Below are 17,439 nucleotides of genomic sequence, written 5' to 3'. Positions count from 1 at the left end.
ACCCGAAACAGTTTCGGAATCCCATCAATCTCAACGGTTTCTGGATTGCGTACTTGGCTTCTGGCTTTCTAAGCGACCCCTCTTGGGCGATGTGCCTATACGGTCGAGGTTACGGTTACGATCCCGCCGATAAGCCCGGCAATCGACACGTGCCATTTCCCAAGATCGAGGCACTTGAGTTTCAGGACGGCTTCGGCAGCATTGCTGGGTGCAGACGAGCCCTCTCCACTAGATGTGGTGCCTGCCGGAATGGGGGCCGCTGGAGGTGATCAAGCACCAACTGGATGTGTACGAGCAGAAGCCAGGTCGGCCTGGGCGTTCCGATTTGGACTTTCGGAAGTGAACTGCCAGATGTTCCTATGCGGCGTGCGGAACAAGCGCCGGTAGAGTCGGCGCCGAGCGCGGCAAGCTCACCGACACCCGGACAAGGTGCTCGCGCGGGTGACGATCGTCGACGACCTCAGCGCGCTGCCGGTTTCGGCGCAACTGGTCGTCGAGGCGGCACCGGAACGACCGGACCTCAAGATCGACGTCTTGACCCGCGCGGAGAAGGTCCTCGGTGAGCAGGCCGTGCTGGCCAGTAACACCAGCTCGCTGTCGATCGCTGAGCTCGGTGCCGCGCTGCCGTTCTCGTTGAGTACGTCCGGCATTACAACGGTCGACGGCCGCACAGGGCGCGCGAGCTTCGTCCACCACAGCCGACCCACCCCATGGCTGAGGCGAGCCGGCGCGATAGACGAGTGTCTCGAGGTGTGTGAAGACGTCCTGTCCGGATACGACGAACTGGATCTCGACAACCAGTGGACACGGGCCGTGGTCATCGACTACGCCCACGTCCTCGGTGAGACCGGGGACATTGCCAAGGCGAACGAGTACGTCGACCTGGTCACAGCTGAGACCGATGGCCTCGTCGACGACTACGACCTCGAGCCGGTCGTTGAACTTCGCCTGGCGCGCATCGAGTGGGAACGCCGAGGTGGAGACCTGGAGCAGGCGGCCCGGCTTGCCGCCGACCTGGTGGGGCACCTGAGAGCCCGCAAAGGATTCTCCGGCAATCTGACCTGGCGGGCCGAGAAGGTCTACACGAAGCTGATCAAGAAGGTCGGCCTGCGCCCCGGGCTGAGATTCCGGCTGCGTGCCGCGCGCACCACGGCGGGCACCATCCTCAAGGACAACTGGTGACCCTGCTCCACTGAACTCTGGGCGCTGGCACGTATTCAGAGGCGTAGCGAGGATTTGACTGGACTGCAACGCGCCTTGCGTCTCGTCGTTGGTGATCACTGTGGCGAGCTCTCGAACCGGCATTACATGCACGATGACGGCCCGGGTTCCGTAGTGCAGTTTCGTCGGCGACGGAGTGGTGGTGACCGTGGCACCGGGCTGAGGGCCCGGCACCACGGTCTCAGCTCAGCACTTCTTCGTGGAGCCACCGTTGCTGAGGTACTTGTCGGAGAACCAGCCTTCGCGCTGTGTGCCCGCGACACGTCCCCAAGTCCAGGTATTCACGCCGCCGACGGATTCACCGGAAGTCCAGCAGTGGTAGTAGATCAGCGTGTTACTGCTGGCTTGTCCCAGTGGCTCGCAGGAGGTGTGCGGCCCGGTCCGGTAGCGCAGAACCGTTGTCGTCCGGCCCGAGCCGCTGTCCTTGTTCGAATGCGCGTGACTGCAGTCCATGGTCTGCACAGGTTCGGTGTGCGTTCCCGCAGGTGCGGCCGTGGCTGTCCCGCCGACGCTGACCAGCGTCGCCGCGACCACGGCAGGCAGTGTGAGCAAGGTGCGGGTTAGCGATTTTCTCATCATTCTCCCTCTCGATCCGTCTTTTCCGATGTGAATGCGTCGCCGTGAAGACGAAAAGAAGTAATTCGATGGCTCCAGTTGAGGCGTAACCCATCTTGGGAACTTGATCCAGTGGATCGCACGACCAGTGTCTGGCACTCTCGACTGCGCTGCCATGTGTTCAACCACAACTGAAACGTGTGGCTGAGGCCGTATCTGGGGGATGATGTGCTGAAGGTGTTTTTTACCGCGAAAGACCTGCTTAAGGTCACCGTGGCGGACACTCCCGCTCCGCTGATGGAACTGGTCCTTGCGCTGATGACTCTGCAGCGCGATGACAATCGCCACGTCTTCGGTGGCTGGCGAAGACGGACGGCACGCGGTCTTCCCGTGCAGGCCGAGCCGCTACTGCAGTTGTTGTCTCCTACCGGTATCGGACCCCTGTTCCTCGACCCGCCGAGTGCCGGGCTGGAGGATGGCTTGTCTCAGGTTCTCGCTACCGACCGAGCGGTAGTCGAGGCAGAATTGCGACGGATCTGCGCGGTCGACCGGCCGCGGACCGCCTGGATCCGGCAGCTTGCCGCACAGGATCGCCACGCTTGGCGCATCCTCAAGCACGCCATCACGGATGCGCACAGGCACATCTTGGCCGTGGAGTGGCCGCGGCTCCGGGTCGCCTTCCACGCCGAAGCGGCCTGGCGCGCGCATTTCCTTGCCCGGCACGGACTCGAGCGCACCTTCACGAGCCTGTCCGCCGGATTGCGATGGCGCGACATGAGCCTGGAGGTCGATTCGCCCGGCACTGACAGGGAAGTGACGTTGCGCGGCGAAGGCGTGGTGCTCCTGCCGTCACTGTTCTGGACTGGCCGGGTTCTCGTGGCGCCACAGCCTGCCGGACCGGCGTTAATCATCTACCCGGCCCTCACACCGCTTCCCTTGCACGATGCCGACACGGTCGGCGATCCTCTCGCGGCACTGCTGGGCGGCACACGAGCGGACACCTTGCGTGCTCTGACGAAGCCGCACACCACGACCGAACTCGCGCGCACCCTGCACATATCAGTCCCCGCGGCCTCGATGCAAGCCAGGACCCTGCGCGACGCCCGGCTGATCACCACCCATCGAGACGGCAAAGCCGTCCTGCATTGGTGCACGCCACTCGGCGTTGGTTTGATCGCCGCTCGAACAACCGACGCCATGAGTCACCGCGGCGTTGTCGCGGGTAGATAATGCAAATCGGTCGGCGCGGAGTTGCTGCACCGCCCACGCTGTGGGCCGGTCAGAGTATCCGGAATCCTCGACGAGGATTGCTGGTCGGAGATGACCTGGCCGCCGTTCTCGCGCCAGAACCGGTCGATAGACGGCGGCCGTGGGTGGAGCCTGGATTGGCTGCGTTGGTTGGAGGACATGGGCCCAGTTGATGAATTCTGAAGGCGTTACGAAGTCGGCCCCTACGGACGGCGAGTGCCTGCTCGTCCGAAGCGACCCTATCAACCGGGCTGAGCATTGCCGTCGCGCCGCAGTTTTCGATGCTCGCCAGTGGCCCCCAGGGGCACGGGAGTTCGCGGTCGGCAGACTGCCTCTATCCGCCCGGGAAATCCGGACAGATAGAGGCAGTTCAAGCCTATTTTTAGGCGTGTGCCTTGGTCAGTCCGACGTTGTTATCCCACTGGCCCAAGTAAGCGCCTTCGGCTCCGAAGTCAATGTTGAAGTCATGTGCCGAGTTCAGTGCGCGGTTGGTGACGTGCGCGTATCTGCAGTTGTTGTCGCCGAGAATCGACGACATGTTCGCCTTCCAGTACGAGTCGGGTTCGACGCGGTAGCCCGCCGAGTCGCACGGTCCTGCGTTCCCGTAGATCGTGGTCATGCTGCCCGCGGCGTTGCGGTTGTAGTTCCCGTTCGAGTACCAGTACATCAGGGGAGTGGCCTCGGCGATGGCCGAGATGGCGTGCCCGTCACCCTGGGACACGAGCCCGGCCGCGGCCGCGGCCGGCGATACCTCGGAGCACGACTTCGCCAGGACGGGCGACACGTCGCCGTTCTCGGCCGGCCCTACCATCCAGGCGCAGTAACGTCCCGCCGAATCCTCGCTCGCGGCGGCCGCCGACGCGGAGGTGCCGCATAGCGCGGCGAGCGCAAGCGTCGCCACGCCAACGGTGAACATCTTCGATACGCGCTTCATTTCAACCCTCTCGACATACCTTAATTGGATGCAACCCTCGAAATTGACCGTATAGCGCACCCCTGAGAGGACTTCCATGTTCCACTGCAGGCGCAGTGAACATGGTGAACAAAAGAAAGCCAGGGGTAGTGGTGGCTCAAGAGCTAAAGAGAAGACTTTCGTAATAAAGTCAGCTCAAACAGGCTCAGCTTTGTTGTCGACAGATGGACCTGGTATGAGCTGCGGTGCGATTAGGGCGCAAGCATACCTTGCATCGGAAGTCCTCCCCAGTTGAACCGCTTCGCGCTAAGAATTGCGATCAATTAACCCTGCCACTAGATCAACATGGCCGAACACCACCGAACGAGTGTGATCGGGGTCACTGAAGACTATTTGTCATATTCTTATAATTGACGAGTGCATGTAGCTGATTCGCTACGAATTGCTCTAATTTAGACTCGTTGGACGGAGGTTTCTCGGCGGAACCGGGATCCGCTGTGGCGAATCGGGACGAAAGGTTGGCTTCGCGCGGGCCGGTCTTGACGGGGTCTTGACGAGGTATCCTGATGCGGTAAGAGCTAGTGCTCGAGTCTGATCAGGACTTCCTCGATGATGTCCGGCGCCGACACAACCATGAAGCCGAGACCTCCCAGCGGGATTGCGCAGGCTGCAACCTGGATGCCTTGGCGCACCGAGCGAATCCCTCGATAGCCCACGAAGCCGATCGCGACTACCGTCGCGAGCAGCAGGACGCCGATACCTGAGCGGCCGGACTGCCGGACAACGTCAGCAGCCAGCAGGCCGACTACCGCGGCGGTCGCCACTGTGCCGCGGGTATCGGTTCGCCCGATCGCGCTCAGCAGGAATCCGGCGAGCAAGCCGCCGGCCACCGCCAGCGCGCACCACAGCACCGTTGTCGCCACATCGACCTGGTACGGCATGCCCGCATATTTGATGCCGTAGACCAGGGCCTTGCCCCAGTAAAAGGCAAGAACGGCCGCGATCAGCGCTCCGACCGCCCGGATTGCCGCGCGTCGACGAGGCGCGCCTGCTGTTACCGCGACGACCAGTACGATCCAGATGGTGAAGCTGTGCGCCAGTGGCCTCAGCATGTCGCTGTAGTAGGCGTAAGCGCCTGCGGCCCCAGATGTCACCCCCGCCAGGATCGCGCCGAGGTCAGAGGTGCGAAAGTAGTTCGGCCGGGGGGTTTGTGCTGCGTCGTCCTCAGTCTCGACCGGCACATTTACCCCCACTTAGCGCATGTAGCGATGACCTGCATTCTCCTGCACGAAGCGACGAGTCGGACACGAGCCGTAGTCGCCCTCTCGGGAAGCATACCGGCGTGATCAACAACTGGACGTCACACGGGCGGTCGCACGGGGTCGCGTCGGCGAGCTGCACTAATGTCAGCGCGGGAGCGGTTGTGTGCAGCCTTTCGCCGCCTGCTCCAGCACAGGTGCTGAGACCGCGCGACAGGCCCTCTCGCTCGTCAGCCGCAGGGGCGTCCGCCGGATTCGGTGATAGTCCCGCTCATCGGTGAGCCGCACCGCCACCGTGCCGGGCGGAGGTTCCCGCCGTCTGTCGTGGTGCCGACCTGTGGGTTGCCGGCCGCGTGCGGGGAATGACGAGACACTGATGTGAGGTTCGACTACGCTGACCGCTCGGCCGATTACGCTCGTGTAGTAATCGCGGGCGTAGCGGTCAGGCCGTGGGGGCGGCTGCGGGGTATGTCGGGCGACGGGGAGGGCGAGCCGGCGTGTCATTGAATGTGGCCAGGTTGCGGCAGCAGGCTGGTGAGCTTGATGCTGAGCTGGAGCAGGCCCGATTTACCGGGCGATCTACTGACGGTATCGCGTCGGCGGTGGTGTCCGGTCAGGGCAAGCTGGTGGATCTGACGATCGCGGATCAGGTGATCCGGAGTACGCATCCACAGCGTCTGGGGCCCGCGGTGCTGGAGGCGGTGTCGGCGGCCCGGCGTGCGGCCGCCCAGGTCGGCGTTGCCAAGGTCCGCGCGGTGGTGGACAAGGACCAGGAGTGGATGCCCGAACCCGCCCCTGGGACTGCGGCAACCCAGGGGAACGACGTCACGCCCTCACCTGCTCCCCGAACCGCGACAGCGGCTGAGCCGCGTGGAGCGCATCCCGATACCGGTGAGGTCGAGGAGGAGAGTTTCGATCAGCTCGATTTCCTGGACGACGATCTCGAGGACGACAGGCGGGATCGCTGGTGAGTTACCAGGACGAGCTGTATCACCTGGCGCGGGAGATCGACGCGACCGTGGTGGCGATTGAGCAGGCCGCGGCCGGTGCGGCGCGGGATCGTGTCACGTGGACGTTGCCGGGGGAGCTGGGGTCGGTGACGGTGACCGGTGCGGGCGATCTGGTCGATGTGTCGGTGGACGTGGTCGCGATGAAGGCCTACAGCGCGGCTAGCCTGTCGCGTCAGCTGCTGGTGGGGATCCAGCGGGCGGAGGAGACCGCGGCCCAGCGGTATGAGACGGCGCTCGCGGCCGTTCGGGATGAGGAGCGGCTGGTATGACCTTTCCGGATCCGTTCGACCCCGGCCCTGGTCGGGGCTATCACGTTTACCCGGAGAAGCTGCGGGCCGCGGCCGACGCGATCGCGGAGGCGGCGGGACTGCTGCAGAAATTCGTAGTGGTGGACTTGGCGAATGTCGCGCTCGGCCCCTACGACCTCGGTTTGCCGGGGACGGCGACGAACCTGATGCCCGGGCTCAACGGCCTGGGGACGGTGGACCGGTACAACGCGGCCATCGACGCGATTCAGCGGATCACAGCCGAGAACTCGACCCAGCTCGCCGTGCTGAGCGCGGCCTTGGGGAAAGCCGCGAACCACTATGAGCAGCTGGATCAGGAAGCGTATGAGCGGATGAAGAAGCTGGAGGGGGAGATCAAGTGACCACCTCCGACCCGGGCCAGGCTGCCGCCGAACTCACCACCATGACCTATCCGGAGGCCGCGGACGCGAAGATCCGGGAGTACGCGGACCTGATCGGCGCGCACGGGATCATCGGGCTGCTCGACAAACTCCGCGTGTTCGTCGCCGGAAACCTGGAAAAGGCGTTGAGGCTGGCTGAGGCGTTCGCCAGGGAGAGCAAGCTGAAGGACGCGGCCGACATCGTCAATGACACGAAGCTGTCACTGACGGCCGCGTGGCATGGGGACGCGTTCGACCAGTACTCCATGTATTCCGGGATGGCCGTCGACAGCCTGAACAAAGGCCAGGTCTCCATCACGACCCTGACCAAAACGGTGAGCACGGTCGCGACGACGGTGATCGACACGTACAAGAACCTGTTGCTCGCGCTCGGGAACTGTGCGGCGAACCTGGCGCAGCTGAGCGGGAAGTTCGCGATCGTTCTCGGGTCCGTGGTCGTCCCGCCGCTGGCGGTGTTGTCTGCCAAGGACTTCGTGGACGCGATCAACTCGGCATTCGAGAAGTTCTGGCGTGACTGCAACACCCTCCTCGCCAGCATGATCACCAACATCGGAGCGCTGGTCGGGAGCGGTCTCGAGCTGACGGCCATCGAGACCACCTTCCCCAAGATCCCGGATGTCGGCACGAGTGCCGAGGTGGTCGGGGAACCCCGCCGCTGGCGGATCAAACCGGGAGCCGATCCCTCGTGACACGTCGTCTCGCCCGAGGACTCGCCCTGCTGATGGCCGGTGGCATGGTGGTGCTGGCCGGCTGCGGAACGAGCCCGCCGCCGACGCCGCCGGAACCGTCGGTGCCGGTCCCGCCGATCCCCGCACAACTGAACGGCAACAAGTTCATCGCCGATCCGTGTTCGGCGATCACCGTGGAGCAGCTGCGGAGCATCGGTTTCGGCGAAGGCAAGCACGAACAGACCCGGCAAGGCCAATGCCTGATCGTGCTCGGCCGCTCGGTCGACGTGACCACATCCTGGTTCCCGCCGCTGCGGGAGAGCATCAGCACGTTGTACAGCGACCACGCCCGAGGCCGCGATACCGGCAACCACTGGGAAGAGCTGACGATCAACGGCTACCCCGCGGTGATCGTGGACGTCGAGGAGAACATCGCGACCAAGCGGGACGAAGGGCCTCTGGCGTGCAGGCTGGTTCTCGGCGTCGACGACAACACACTGGTACACATCAAGACCAACACCCGCGGAAAGCCGGAAGCGGGTCCCTGGCAGAACGATCCTTGTGGTGCGGTCGCGAAGATCGCCGAGTACGTCATCGACAACCTCCGCACCTAGACGCGATGGCACGGCCCTGGTCCAGGAAACGGAAGCCAGCCAGGGACGTGACACTGGGCGGCGAAGCCGCTCGTAGCCTCCGCACCGTGACGGACCTGCCCGTATCAGCGTGCTGTCCTCTAGGAATGTCTGGCCATCGTGAAAATACGGGTAGCCGGCGAAAGGGTGGTTCCCGTCGCGCAGGTTTACGTCGGTGCCGTCTGTGCGCTGGATGGCCAGGCCTGGAGCAGCCATCGCTCGTGCCGATAGTCGAGTTCCGGGAAGTCGCTGTTCACGGTGGGGGTGCTGGTGCGGAACGCGCGTAGCTGGAAAGGACCGGGGACGGGAAGTTCGATGATGACGTCCGCCGGCGAGCCGGTGACGGACCCGAGGACGACGCGCCCCGTGTCCACGGTGAAAGCCCCGTCGAACCGATCTTCGAACGGAGACGTGGGCGGCGCGGGTTCTGCCGTCCAGACTTCGAAGTCCACCACGACATCCGTCATCTCACCCAAGGTGAAGAACTTGCCTCCTCCGTGGCCGCTGACAGCGATGGCACCGTCCCCTGCCGGGGCAAGGTTTGATGGCCGGGCCTCGGTGGACTCGACGTCGAACAGCACGAACTGGTGGTAGTCGACCCAGGGGCTTCCGGTCTCACGGAGAAGAAGGACGGGTTCGGTCATTACGTTCCTTGCCTTGCGTGGGTGATGGCGAGGATATCCACCATCACCCACGCGAACAGATCTACTTGTACGCCCCGACGAAGACACTGTCGCCGTCGAGGATGTGGTCCTCGGCCAGGAACAATCCCCACCGTGCGCCGGTTTCCTGGTTGTGTTCCTTCAGTACGGGGCGGACCGCCACGGTCCGCAACATGTCCGGGATGATCGTGAACGAGCCTTCGTATGTTGTCTTGAAGGGGAACTCGTCGCTATCGGTGTGCCGTGCGACCAGCAAGCAGCCCTTGCTACCTCGCGTCGTGGTAAACGGCACGGTGCGCAGCTGGTAGCTGCTCAAGGCCGCCCCGGATGGTGCTCCGTTGCCCGCGATGCTCACCGGCGGCGTCGGCCGTTGAACCGGTACGGCCGTGCCAGCGAACGCGACGGGAGACTTCAGCGGTTACCGATCATTGTTAGGATGCGCCTATGTATCTTGCGGGTGAGGCGGGTCCCCGGCGCCGGCGGCGTGGTGCGGAACTGAAGGCCGCGTTGCTCGATGCCGCGTGGGAGGAGCTGATGGAGCGCGGATACGCCGCACTCACCTTCGTGGCGGTCGCGGACCGTGCCGGCACCAGCCGTCCGGTCGTCAACCGCCACTGGGCCACCAAGGCGGCGCTCGTCCGCGACGCGATCATCCGCGCCAGCGATCAGTTCCCGCTCCTCGATCCGGACACCGGGTCGCTGCGGGACGACACCATCGCTCTGCTCGAGCAGCTCAACGATTCGTTCGCGATGTTCGCCGCCGCCATGACAGCGCAGTTGGCCGCCTACTTCGAGGACACCGGAACAACCGTCGCCGAGCTGCGTGCGTCTTTGATCGACCAGCGATGGGCGGTGATCGACGCGGTGACGCGCCGGGCTGCCGTGCGAGGCGAGATCGACGAAGCGAAACTCACGCCGCGTATCGCGCGCTTGCCCTATGACCTGTTGCGGAACGAAACGCTGATGAATCTGGAGCCGATGTCTCCGGCCGCCATCCAGGAAGTCGTGGACACCATCTTTCTGCCGCTGCTCGTCCCGAAGCGGCGGGGGAAAGTCAGGTCCGCCCGATGATCGCGGCCGCCGCGCTGCGGATCCAGTTGCGGAATTCGATGCTCAGGTGTTCGCAGTGTTCCTCGATCATCGAATCGGGGGCCGCGGACGGGCAGAGGACTCGCACCACTGCCTCCGCACCGGTCTCGGTGTCCCGTGCTTGGTGTACGCAGTAGGCGAACGGGGTGTCGTCGTCGAGACTCAACAGGGCGGTGGCCAGCGTCAGTGGGTATGCCGGATCGAAGTGCTCGCTGATCTCCGAAGGTAGTTCGGGCGCCATCGACGCCTTGAAGCGGGTGAGGTGCCCTCCGATCGTCTCGACCGTGCCGCCCGTGTAGCCCGGCGGTTGCACGTAACGCTCGGGGTGTGAGTCCGTGCACGGTCAGCTCGGCGCGTGACTCGCGGTGGGTTCCGCGCGATGTCGCGATGAGCTCCTTGTGGAAGCGGTCGCCTGCCTGGATCTGCCCGGCCAGCAGATCCAGCATTTTCTGTCCGGCGGCCAGCGTCCTGAGGTTGTTCAGCGCTCGTCGGGCGGCCCTGAGCTCCCATTGATCCACAGCGGACTCATCGACGGCTTGTCCCAGCGTGAAGATGTCGACCGTTACCGAGGCGGGCAAGGGTGTCTCGCGGTGTCCATGGGCGACCTTTCTGATCGACTTGGTTCCCCTGTCCCCGACAGAAGATGCTGAGATGCATCTTACTAAGACTTGTAAGATGCATGAGTGCATCTTATCGTGGGTTTACGGCCGGTGTCGAGAGCCGGCGTACTCCAGGAAGGGGAACCACGATGGAAGCGCGAGGTGCTGCTCCGGTGACGGTCGACGTGCGCACGATGGGCCGGACGGTCGATGAGTCCACTGTGGATCAATGGGAGCTCGAGGCGGCGCGCCGAGCCCTGAAGAATCTGAAAACAGTGGCGGGCGGGCAGGTGATGATGGATCTGCTGGCCGGGCAGATCGAGGACGGCGACCGGTTCCACAAGCGGATCGTGGCGGAATCGGGCGGCACCTATCGTGAGTCGCGCGTGGAATTCACCGTGCGCGGGCTCGGTGGCACGGAGCTGGTGAGCTGGTTCCGGGCGCAGACCTCCACCGGCCGGTTTAAGGACAAGGCCTTGCTCCTGAACGCGCACCCCGAGCACTACGTCGAACCGCCGCAGTATCCGGGTGGCATGGTGGAGACGATCGGCGGGCATCTCACGCGGTTCCGGGTCTCGGTCGCCCGGGAACTCCCCGCGCCGGTCGCGGCATACCTGGAACCGTCCTATCCGGAAACGCTGATGAACGCGCTGCTGACCCTTGATGACGGCACCCCGTTCGCGTACTGCCTGCATCAGGCACGGGACACCGATTCCGGTGCGGATGTGGTGGTGCGCATCGTTTATCCGTCCGCGGCGCCGGACTCGATGATCGCGGGGCATTGCGAACACTTGGCGATCGAGTTCCGCAGCTGGATCCGCAATGCCGCGGCTGCGAAGCAGTAGGGAGATTACGTTGGAGTTCAAGGGAAAGACGGCACTGATCACCGGTTCGGGTGCAGCCGGAGGCCTGGGCCACGCGATCGCCGAGAGCCTTGCCGCCGGGGGCGCGAAAGTGCTGCTCACCGGCCGCGACCCGCAGCGTGGGGTCCAGGTCGCCGACGCTCTCGGAGGCGAAGCCCGGTTCCTCGCCGCGGAGCTGGGCGACCCGGAAAGTGTTCGTGCGCTCGCCACCGAAGTGGGTGCGGTGGACATCCTGATCAACAACGCGGCTCTGATGACGGGGGAGGCGCGGGATATCCGCGAATTCGACGACGTCTTCGCCGTCAACGTGCGCGCCCCGTTCCTGCTCGCTACGGCCCTGGCTCCGAAGATGGTCGCGAACGGCGGCGGCAGCATCGTCAACATCTCCTCGACGGCGGCCGGGATCGGCATGCCCGACATTGGTGTCTACGGCGCGACCAAGGCCGCGCTGGAATCCCTGACCCGTGCCTGGGCGGCGGAATACGCGCCAGGGAAGGTGCGGGTGAACGCCGTCGCGCCCGGTCCGATGCACACCTCGAAAGCGGTCGCGGCGATCGGCGCGGATCTCGGCGGCTACGGCGGGACCGTGCCGCTCAACCGCTCCGCCGACCCGGCTGAAGTCGCCGAAGTGGTCGCCTTCGTCGCCAGTGATCGGGCCGGCTACATGACCGGCGCGATCGTTCCCGTCGACGGAGGCCGCGCCGCCATCTGACCGTGCGCTGAGTCCGGGGCTCCTTCGCGCGCCCAGAACACTGCGGATTCGTGAGTTTGATGGCCCGTCAGGTCACAGGGGTGGTTGGTGGCTCGGGCAAGGGCGACATAGAGGTCGTTGTTCCCGAAAGGTTCGGCGAGGATCGCACTGGATCGGCGACGATCGGGAGCCTGGGCTCCCTCCGGCCGTCGTCGGCTCAGCGCTTGGCGACGCTGTAGGCGGCGGTGACGGACTGCGTGATCGAGTTGCCTGCGGCGTCTGTCGCGTTCAACCGCAGAGCGACCTCGTGCCCTTGTGCGGACGACGGATTGATCCAGTAGGCGGTGTACCTGCCTTGGCCGATCGGGATCATGACCGTTTTACGCCAGGACTTTCCGTTGTCGAAGGAGACCTCGGCCGAGGCTTTGGCGATGGCCTGCTTCGGTGAGCTGGGCGCGTGGCCGAAGGTGACGCCCATCTGTGCCAGGCCGACCGGTAGGGTCCCGTCGAGCCCGGTGTCCAGTTTGGCCGCCGCGGTGATCAGCGGTAGTACGGAGCAGTTCGTCGGCGTGTTGTCGGAGCAGACCCAGTTGTCCGGCACCGTCTGGGTGTCCGCATGGCCGGACGTGAAGGTCCATTCGGTGTGGCTGGCGGTGGAATGCCGGAACCACGGCCCGTCCCGGGTGACGTCGATGACGGCGCGGTAGCGCCCGTTCTCGGCGGGGACGGTGACTTTTCCTGCGTGGGTGTCCGCGATGTCCATGAGGCCGGTTCCGTCCTCTTTCAGTAGTTGCAGGCGGGCGGAGGTTCCGGGCCGGTCCCACAGGTACACGCGCCCGTCCGCGTCCAGGAGCGGGGCCAGGTAGAACAGCATCGAGTCGCCTTGACGGCAGCCCGCGCAGATCCAGGGCGCGTCGCCCGGCGGCGGCGTGGCGATCCCCGGCGCCAGCGGGCCGCGGTGGTAGTCCACCGTCTCGGTGCTGCCCGGCCGGTAGGTCCGAAGATGCCCGCGGGTCGACCCGCCGCCCTGTCTGGTGGCGATGACGTTGTCCTGATAGGACAGATCGGGTGAGCCCACCACGTATTCGGTGCGGCGCGCCGGTGCTGGGAAGTAGCGGTAGAAGGCGACGCCCATGCCTTCGAAATCGAAGAGGGACATCCGGGCCTGCCCGGTCTCGTGGGGCAAGTCTCCGTAGTAGGCGACATGCAAGGAGGCCAGGTCGCGCTTCCGGTAGGTGTGCCGCAGGTTGTCGCCGAGGGCGCCTTTGACCCTGAATTTCAGGTCGTAGGTGTAGGGCTCCTTGGCGTTCGCCGGCGATGCCTTGTGCTCGCCGATGGCGACATGGCGGGTGCCGACCTCGGGAGCGGGTGCCGGCGAGAAATAGTAGTCGGCCCAGTCCTTTGCGTTGAATCCGATGTCGAGCCCCAGGATTCCGCCGGCGTCCTCGGAGGAGTAGTGGGCGGAGTTGCCGACCAGGTCCGCCGGTTCGGGAGTGCTGCTGCTCGCCGGTACGGTCGCGGTTCGCCCGTCGACCACGACGGTCCGGTTCCCGGTGACGGTGAAGTTCTGGATGACGAACCGGACCCTGAACCGGCCATCGACGAAGCGGGGCATGATCGCGGCGGCCTCGTAACGCCCCTCGGGGAGGTTGAGCCCCACCTTGCCGTCGACGGTGTTCACGAACTGCCGGTACCGGCCCACGTCGTCCAGGTTGGTGATTCCGACCGTGACGTTGTTCGGGGCGCCGGTGTCGTCGTAACTCAGCAACCCGACGGCGTGGGTATCGGCTCGCGGAGTCACAACGGCCGGGGTGCTCGTGCCCGCCAGCCGGAGGAAATCGGCCGTGCCGAAGAGCTTTCCGTGGCCGGGACGGCCTCGGTCCGCGGCGGCCTGTGCGGCGAGTGCGGCCCCGAAGGCCGGTGCGGTGGCGGCGGTGATCTCGCCGCCGACGACTCCGGGGGCGGTTCCCGTGATGTCGACGGGCACACTGTCGGTGAGACCGGCACGGGCCAGCGCCGAGACGTCGAACAGCGAACGGTCCAGCGTGGTGCCGAGATACGGCAGCGCGCTGGACGGGATCACATACAGCGAGCCGCCTTTTTCTTGCTGGGTAAGGAAGGCTTCGGACGAACCGTCGCGCGGCCGGACGACGGCGGTCTGCCGCCCGGCGGATTCGCGCACTTCGACCCGGTCACCCGTCACCAAGAGCACGGTGCGGCCTTCCCCTGGCGCGGCGTCGATGGGGGAGACGGCCGTTGCCTGAGCTCCTGTCAGCAGGGTGATCCCCAGCGTGGCCGACAACCCGATGCTCAGGAGCCGAGGCACCTTGCCGTGAACTGAACGCATACAACGACCTCCTCGTCGTCGAACGTGGTCGATCAGCGTGGATTCGGTCTTGCTGGGCAGCGACAGTCAGTGAACGGGCCACTGGTCGTGGGACGGGAGCGATCGTGGCGGCGTGCCGCCGACTGATACGAGCATGCAACAGACGGGAGGCATCGTGCAAGAACTTGACATACTTTGGAAAATGCTCGACAGTTCGTCGAGGCGCAGCGGATCTCGGTCGAGCACCTGAGTCGAGCCGGGCGACCGCTACCGAAGAGGAAGGTGGGCTGCGACGTCGGCCAAGGCGTCGAGGGTTTCCTTGTCGACGCGGCCGTCGGCGGCGTCGGCTTCGGCGATGACCATGCCGGTGCCGTCCGGCCGGGCATGGTAGTGATGGCCGGTCATGGTGACGCCGGTGATCCCCAAAGTCGTCGCGACGTCGAGCGGCCGGATGTCACCGCTGCCCTGTACCGCTTCGACCCTCTCGAAGTCCCGTGCTCGCTTCCTGGTGGCGAACCCGACGCGGACCACGGAAATGACCGCGGCGTTGCCGTTGCCGTCGCCTACGGCCAGCAGTATTCCGTCCAGCGACGTGCACGGTGCGGTGATCAGGAAGTCCCGGACTTTGTCCGAGGCCGCCGCGACGCAGTCGGCCTGACGCAGGGCCTTGCGGGGTGCCCGTCTGAGTTCCTTGAATCGCAGCCGTCCCCATGCCTCGGTGGTGTTGCCGCGCTTGGCCGATTCCCGGCCTTCGGCCCGCCGTGTCTTCAGTGACCTGCCTGGCAGCGCGTCTGCGACGCCACCGGTATTCCCCGAGAGGGCCTCCGCTCCGGCGCCCGCGCCGGAACCGGCAGAGCCGCCCAACGTCCCCAGCCCGCCTGCACCTCCCACCCCGGCGATCACCAGGCCGACCGCGACCGCCGCGACCTTCCCGCCGTTCTTCGATCCCAGGTTGACCCGGTTGCCGTTGATCGTTTTCCAGTTGTCCGCCACGTATGCGATTCCCCTCGCCGGCGACCCTCTCGCTTCTGGACGCAACGACACACTTACGCCTCGCGCGGCCGGGAGGTTGACCGGCAAACGGATGAAACCGCGCGGCCTGGCGGATGAACAGGCACGGTGCCGGTCATTCCACAGGGGGACTGGGGTGCCCACGCTGCTCGACCTTGCCGACTCGCCACACGGTCACCGCGGCGAGTCAGGCGAGCAGGAACATCCCGACGATGACGAAGCCCAGCGTGCCGCGGTCCAGCCCGGCAATCCAGGCCAGCGGGCCTTCACGCGCGGGCGAGGATCGCTCGTGCTCGCAGCAGCACCGGCCGGTCGACCATTTCACCATCGCTGACGGTCACGGAATCGTTGGTCGCGTCCGTCAGCACCGACCTGGCCCACTCGATCTCCGAGTCGGTGGGACGCAGCCGGAGGTTGGCGATGCCGACCTGGTCCGGGTGGATGCAGAGCTTGCCGGTGTACCCGATGGTGACCGCCTCGTCGAGGTCCGCCCGGAGGGTGGCTTCGTCGTGCAGCGCCGTGGTCACGCCGTCGATCGGAGCGGCGCATCCCGCGGCCGCCGCGGCGAGGACGATCGACGAGCGGGCGTAGCGCAGTGCCTCATGCGAGCGGTGATCGATGCCGAGCTGCGCGGCCAGATCGACGCTGCCGAAAGCCGGGCGGATGACTCCAGGCATGGAGCACACGGCGACCGCGTGCTCGATTCCGAGCGCGGTTTCCAGGAGCGGGACGACCGCGGGCAGTCCGTCGACGTGGGACGGGTCCTCGGCTTTCGGCAGCATCACCGGGCAGCCGAATTCGCGGATCAGCTCACAATCGGCTTCGTACCAGGGAGTTTCCGGTGCGTTGATGCGAACGAGCGCTCGATTTCCCTGGTGCAACCAAGAACGCACATGCGCGCGGGCTTGCGCTTTCGATCCGGCACCGACGGCGTCCTCGAGATCCAGCACCACGGCATCCGCGCCACTGGCCGCGGCCCTGGTGAAGCGGTCCGGACGGTGTCCCGGCACGAACAACAACGTCCGGGCGTTCGCGACGTCAATGTCCATTCTCGACACTCCGCAACGTTCCGATGGCGGTCTGGCGACCGTGGATGTCCCGCACGGCCGTGGTGAGCGCATCGCCCTCCGCGGCCGCGGAGGCCACGAGGCCCTGGTGGTCGAACAACGGCTCGATCAGCCGGTAGTCGAAACGCTGATCGCCGTTGCGGCCTCGCGTCCGAGCGATCTCGGCCATCGCCAGCGCCTGCAGAGGGCCGTGGACGACCAGCCCCGGGTAACCCTCCACGTCGCGGGCGTAGCCACGGTCGTAGTGGATGCGGTGCGCGTTGTAGGTCAAGGCGGAGAAGCGGAACAACAGCGTGGGTGAAACGGCGACGGACCACTCGCCGTCCGCTGGTGGTCGTTCCGGTCCGCGATCGCCGCGGGCCGGGACGGTGGAATCGGCATCGCGGTAGACGATGTCCTGCTCCTCCTTGACGACCACTCGCCCGCCTTGCCGGATCTCGTGGCCCACGACGACGATGGTCAGCGCCCCTGTGCGGCCTTGCTTCTCGGTCAAGGACAGGACTTCGCTGTGCCTGGTGGCCGGTTCGCCGCACCGCAACGGTCCGAGAGTGCGCACCCGGCCGCCTGCCCACATCCGGCGGCGTCCCGGTCCGGGCGGCGCGACAACGGTGTTGCGGACCGGGTGCCCGTCCTGCCCCAGATCCGTTTGCGCGGGCCTGTCGAGCAAATAGATCCAGTGCCACAACAGCGGCAGACCCTGGTCGAGATCGGGGACCGGGATGTCCAGCAGGGCGGCCAAAGCCAGCGCCGGTTCGGGTCGCAGTAGTTCGGTTCGCGTCACGCGTGAGTGTCCTTTGGCAGACCGGAAAGGTGTTGTGGCGGGCAAGTCAGCGATTGCTCCCGTATTCGCGGAGCAGGCCGCGGCTGATGATGGTCTTCTGGATTTCGCTGGTGCCTTCGCCGATGAGCAGGAACGGGGCCTCGCGCATGAGGCGTT

The 17,439-nt window shown here is 65.6% G+C and carries 21 protein-coding genes; 10 read left to right on the top strand and 11 right to left on the bottom strand.

What is annotated here, in order from left to right; all coding sequences use genetic code 11:
• Positions 1-441 precede the first annotated feature (441 nt).
• The gene (locus ACFWIW_RS35770) at positions 442-1,182 is read left to right on the top strand and encodes a 3-hydroxyacyl-CoA dehydrogenase NAD-binding domain-containing protein (protein ID WP_378372517.1); all 741 of its coding nucleotides are present in this window, start codon (positions 442-444) and stop codon (positions 1,180-1,182) included.
• Between the two features lie 225 nt (positions 1,183-1,407).
• Here the strand turns inward: ACFWIW_RS35770 and ACFWIW_RS35765 are convergent, their stop codons facing one another.
• Positions 1,408-1,797 (bottom strand): hypothetical protein, encoded by a 390-nt coding sequence (locus tag ACFWIW_RS35765; RefSeq protein ID WP_378372516.1) that lies wholly within the window; start codon positions 1,795-1,797, stop codon positions 1,408-1,410.
• A 207-nt stretch (positions 1,798-2,004) separates the two neighbouring features.
• On the opposite strand from ACFWIW_RS35765, the gene ACFWIW_RS35760 reads away from it, so the two are divergent.
• A complete protein-coding gene (locus ACFWIW_RS35760) occupies positions 2,005-3,006 on the top strand; it encodes a DUF5937 family protein (RefSeq protein WP_378372515.1) in 1,002 nt (333 codons plus the stop codon).
• Positions 3,007-3,406: 400 nt separating this feature from the next.
• Here the strand turns inward: ACFWIW_RS35760 and ACFWIW_RS35755 are convergent, their stop codons facing one another.
• Both ACFWIW_RS35755 and ACFWIW_RS35750 read right to left on the bottom strand, forming a co-directional pair.
• Positions 3,407-4,036 carry a hypothetical protein gene (locus ACFWIW_RS35755; protein WP_378372514.1) on the bottom strand — a complete coding sequence of 210 codons (630 nt, stop codon included), beginning with the start codon at positions 4,034-4,036 and terminating at the stop codon, positions 3,407-3,409.
• A 479-nt stretch (positions 4,037-4,515) separates the two neighbouring features.
• Positions 4,516-5,178 (bottom strand): hypothetical protein, encoded by a 663-nt coding sequence (locus ACFWIW_RS35750; protein ID WP_378372513.1) that lies wholly within the window; start codon positions 5,176-5,178, stop codon positions 4,516-4,518.
• A 515-nt stretch (positions 5,179-5,693) separates the two neighbouring features.
• Between ACFWIW_RS35750 and ACFWIW_RS35745 the strand changes: the two genes are divergently transcribed.
• From ACFWIW_RS35745 to ACFWIW_RS35725, 5 genes are read left to right on the top strand one after another with little or no spacing between them, the layout of a single operon-like run.
• Entirely contained in the window at positions 5,694-6,167 is a 474-nt protein-coding gene (locus ACFWIW_RS35745) for a YbaB/EbfC family nucleoid-associated protein (RefSeq protein ID WP_378372512.1), read from the top strand.
• Positions 6,164-6,475, top strand: coding sequence for a hypothetical protein (locus ACFWIW_RS35740; protein WP_378372511.1), 312 nt, complete (start codon positions 6,164-6,166; stop codon positions 6,473-6,475). The genes ACFWIW_RS35745 and ACFWIW_RS35740 overlap by 4 nt, the downstream gene beginning before the upstream one ends.
• Complete coding sequence (locus ACFWIW_RS35735) at positions 6,472-6,855, top strand: hypothetical protein (RefSeq protein WP_378372510.1); 384 nt, start codon at positions 6,472-6,474, stop codon at positions 6,853-6,855. Before ACFWIW_RS35740 ends, ACFWIW_RS35735 begins: the two co-directional genes overlap by 4 nt.
• On the top strand, positions 6,852-7,583 hold the full coding sequence (locus ACFWIW_RS35730) for a hypothetical protein (RefSeq protein WP_378372509.1): 732 nt from the start codon (positions 6,852-6,854) through the stop codon (positions 7,581-7,583). Before ACFWIW_RS35735 ends, ACFWIW_RS35730 begins: the two co-directional genes overlap by 4 nt.
• Positions 7,580-8,176, top strand: coding sequence for a DUF3558 domain-containing protein (locus ACFWIW_RS35725; RefSeq protein WP_378372508.1), 597 nt, complete (start codon positions 7,580-7,582; stop codon positions 8,174-8,176). Before ACFWIW_RS35730 ends, ACFWIW_RS35725 begins: the two co-directional genes overlap by 4 nt.
• A 185-nt stretch (positions 8,177-8,361) precedes the next feature.
• Here the strand turns inward: ACFWIW_RS35725 and ACFWIW_RS35720 are convergent, their stop codons facing one another.
• Both ACFWIW_RS35720 and ACFWIW_RS35715 read right to left on the bottom strand, forming a co-directional pair.
• A complete protein-coding gene (locus ACFWIW_RS35720; RefSeq protein WP_378372507.1) occupies positions 8,362-8,775 on the bottom strand; it encodes a hypothetical protein in 414 nt (137 codons plus the stop codon).
• A gap of 124 nt (positions 8,776-8,899) precedes the next feature.
• A complete protein-coding gene (locus tag ACFWIW_RS35715) occupies positions 8,900-9,172 on the bottom strand; it encodes a hypothetical protein (RefSeq protein ID WP_378372506.1) in 273 nt (90 codons plus the stop codon).
• 128 nt (positions 9,173-9,300) lie between these two features.
• Between ACFWIW_RS35715 and ACFWIW_RS35710 the strand changes: the two genes are divergently transcribed.
• A complete protein-coding gene (locus tag ACFWIW_RS35710; protein WP_378372505.1) occupies positions 9,301-9,927 on the top strand; it encodes a TetR/AcrR family transcriptional regulator in 627 nt (208 codons plus the stop codon).
• Here the strand turns inward: ACFWIW_RS35710 and ACFWIW_RS35705 are convergent.
• Positions 9,911-10,258 carry a hypothetical protein gene (locus ACFWIW_RS35705; protein ID WP_378372504.1) on the bottom strand — a complete coding sequence of 116 codons (348 nt, stop codon included), beginning with the start codon at positions 10,256-10,258 and terminating at the stop codon, positions 9,911-9,913. The two genes, ACFWIW_RS35710 and ACFWIW_RS35705, sit on opposite strands and share 17 nt — an antisense overlap.
• 459 nt (positions 10,259-10,717) lie before the next feature.
• On the opposite strand from ACFWIW_RS35705, the gene ACFWIW_RS35700 reads away from it, so the two are divergent.
• Together ACFWIW_RS35700 and ACFWIW_RS35695 are read left to right on the top strand one after the other, a co-directional pair.
• Positions 10,718-11,389 (top strand): hypothetical protein, encoded by a 672-nt coding sequence (locus ACFWIW_RS35700; RefSeq protein ID WP_378372503.1) that lies wholly within the window; start codon positions 10,718-10,720, stop codon positions 11,387-11,389.
• Between the two features lie 10 nt (positions 11,390-11,399).
• Positions 11,400-12,119 carry an SDR family NAD(P)-dependent oxidoreductase gene (locus ACFWIW_RS35695; RefSeq protein ID WP_378372502.1) on the top strand — a complete coding sequence of 240 codons (720 nt, stop codon included), beginning with the start codon at positions 11,400-11,402 and terminating at the stop codon, positions 12,117-12,119.
• Between the two features lie 196 nt (positions 12,120-12,315).
• Here ACFWIW_RS35695 and ACFWIW_RS35690 read toward each other — a convergent pair whose 3' ends face one another.
• From ACFWIW_RS35690 to ACFWIW_RS35670, 5 genes are all read right to left on the bottom strand, one after another.
• Entirely contained in the window at positions 12,316-14,445 is a 2,130-nt protein-coding gene (locus tag ACFWIW_RS35690; RefSeq protein WP_378372501.1) for a hypothetical protein, read from the bottom strand.
• A 246-nt stretch (positions 14,446-14,691) separates the two neighbouring features.
• The gene (locus tag ACFWIW_RS35685) at positions 14,692-15,417 is read right to left on the bottom strand and encodes a hypothetical protein (RefSeq protein WP_378372500.1); all 726 of its coding nucleotides are present in this window, start codon (positions 15,415-15,417) and stop codon (positions 14,692-14,694) included.
• Positions 15,418-15,701: 284 nt separating this feature from the next.
• Positions 15,702-16,484: an HpcH/HpaI aldolase/citrate lyase family protein gene (locus ACFWIW_RS35680; protein WP_378372499.1), complete on the bottom strand. Its 783-nt coding sequence runs from the start codon at positions 16,482-16,484 to the stop codon at positions 15,702-15,704.
• Positions 16,474-17,283 carry a MaoC family dehydratase N-terminal domain-containing protein gene (locus ACFWIW_RS35675; protein WP_378372498.1) on the bottom strand — a complete coding sequence of 270 codons (810 nt, stop codon included), beginning with the start codon at positions 17,281-17,283 and terminating at the stop codon, positions 16,474-16,476. Before ACFWIW_RS35675 ends, ACFWIW_RS35680 begins: the two co-directional genes overlap by 11 nt.
• 46 nt (positions 17,284-17,329) lie before the next feature.
• On the bottom strand, positions 17,330-17,439 hold a 110-nt coding region (locus tag ACFWIW_RS35670), incomplete at its 5' end, for an acyl-CoA dehydrogenase family protein (protein WP_378372554.1).

The organism is Amycolatopsis sp. NPDC058340 (assembly GCF_042723975.1).
In the GTDB taxonomy this organism is placed as follows: domain Bacteria; phylum Actinomycetota; class Actinomycetes; order Mycobacteriales; family Pseudonocardiaceae; genus Amycolatopsis.
Note: the sequence above shows the minus strand (reverse complement) of the source record. Positions and strands in the feature narration are given on the sequence as shown.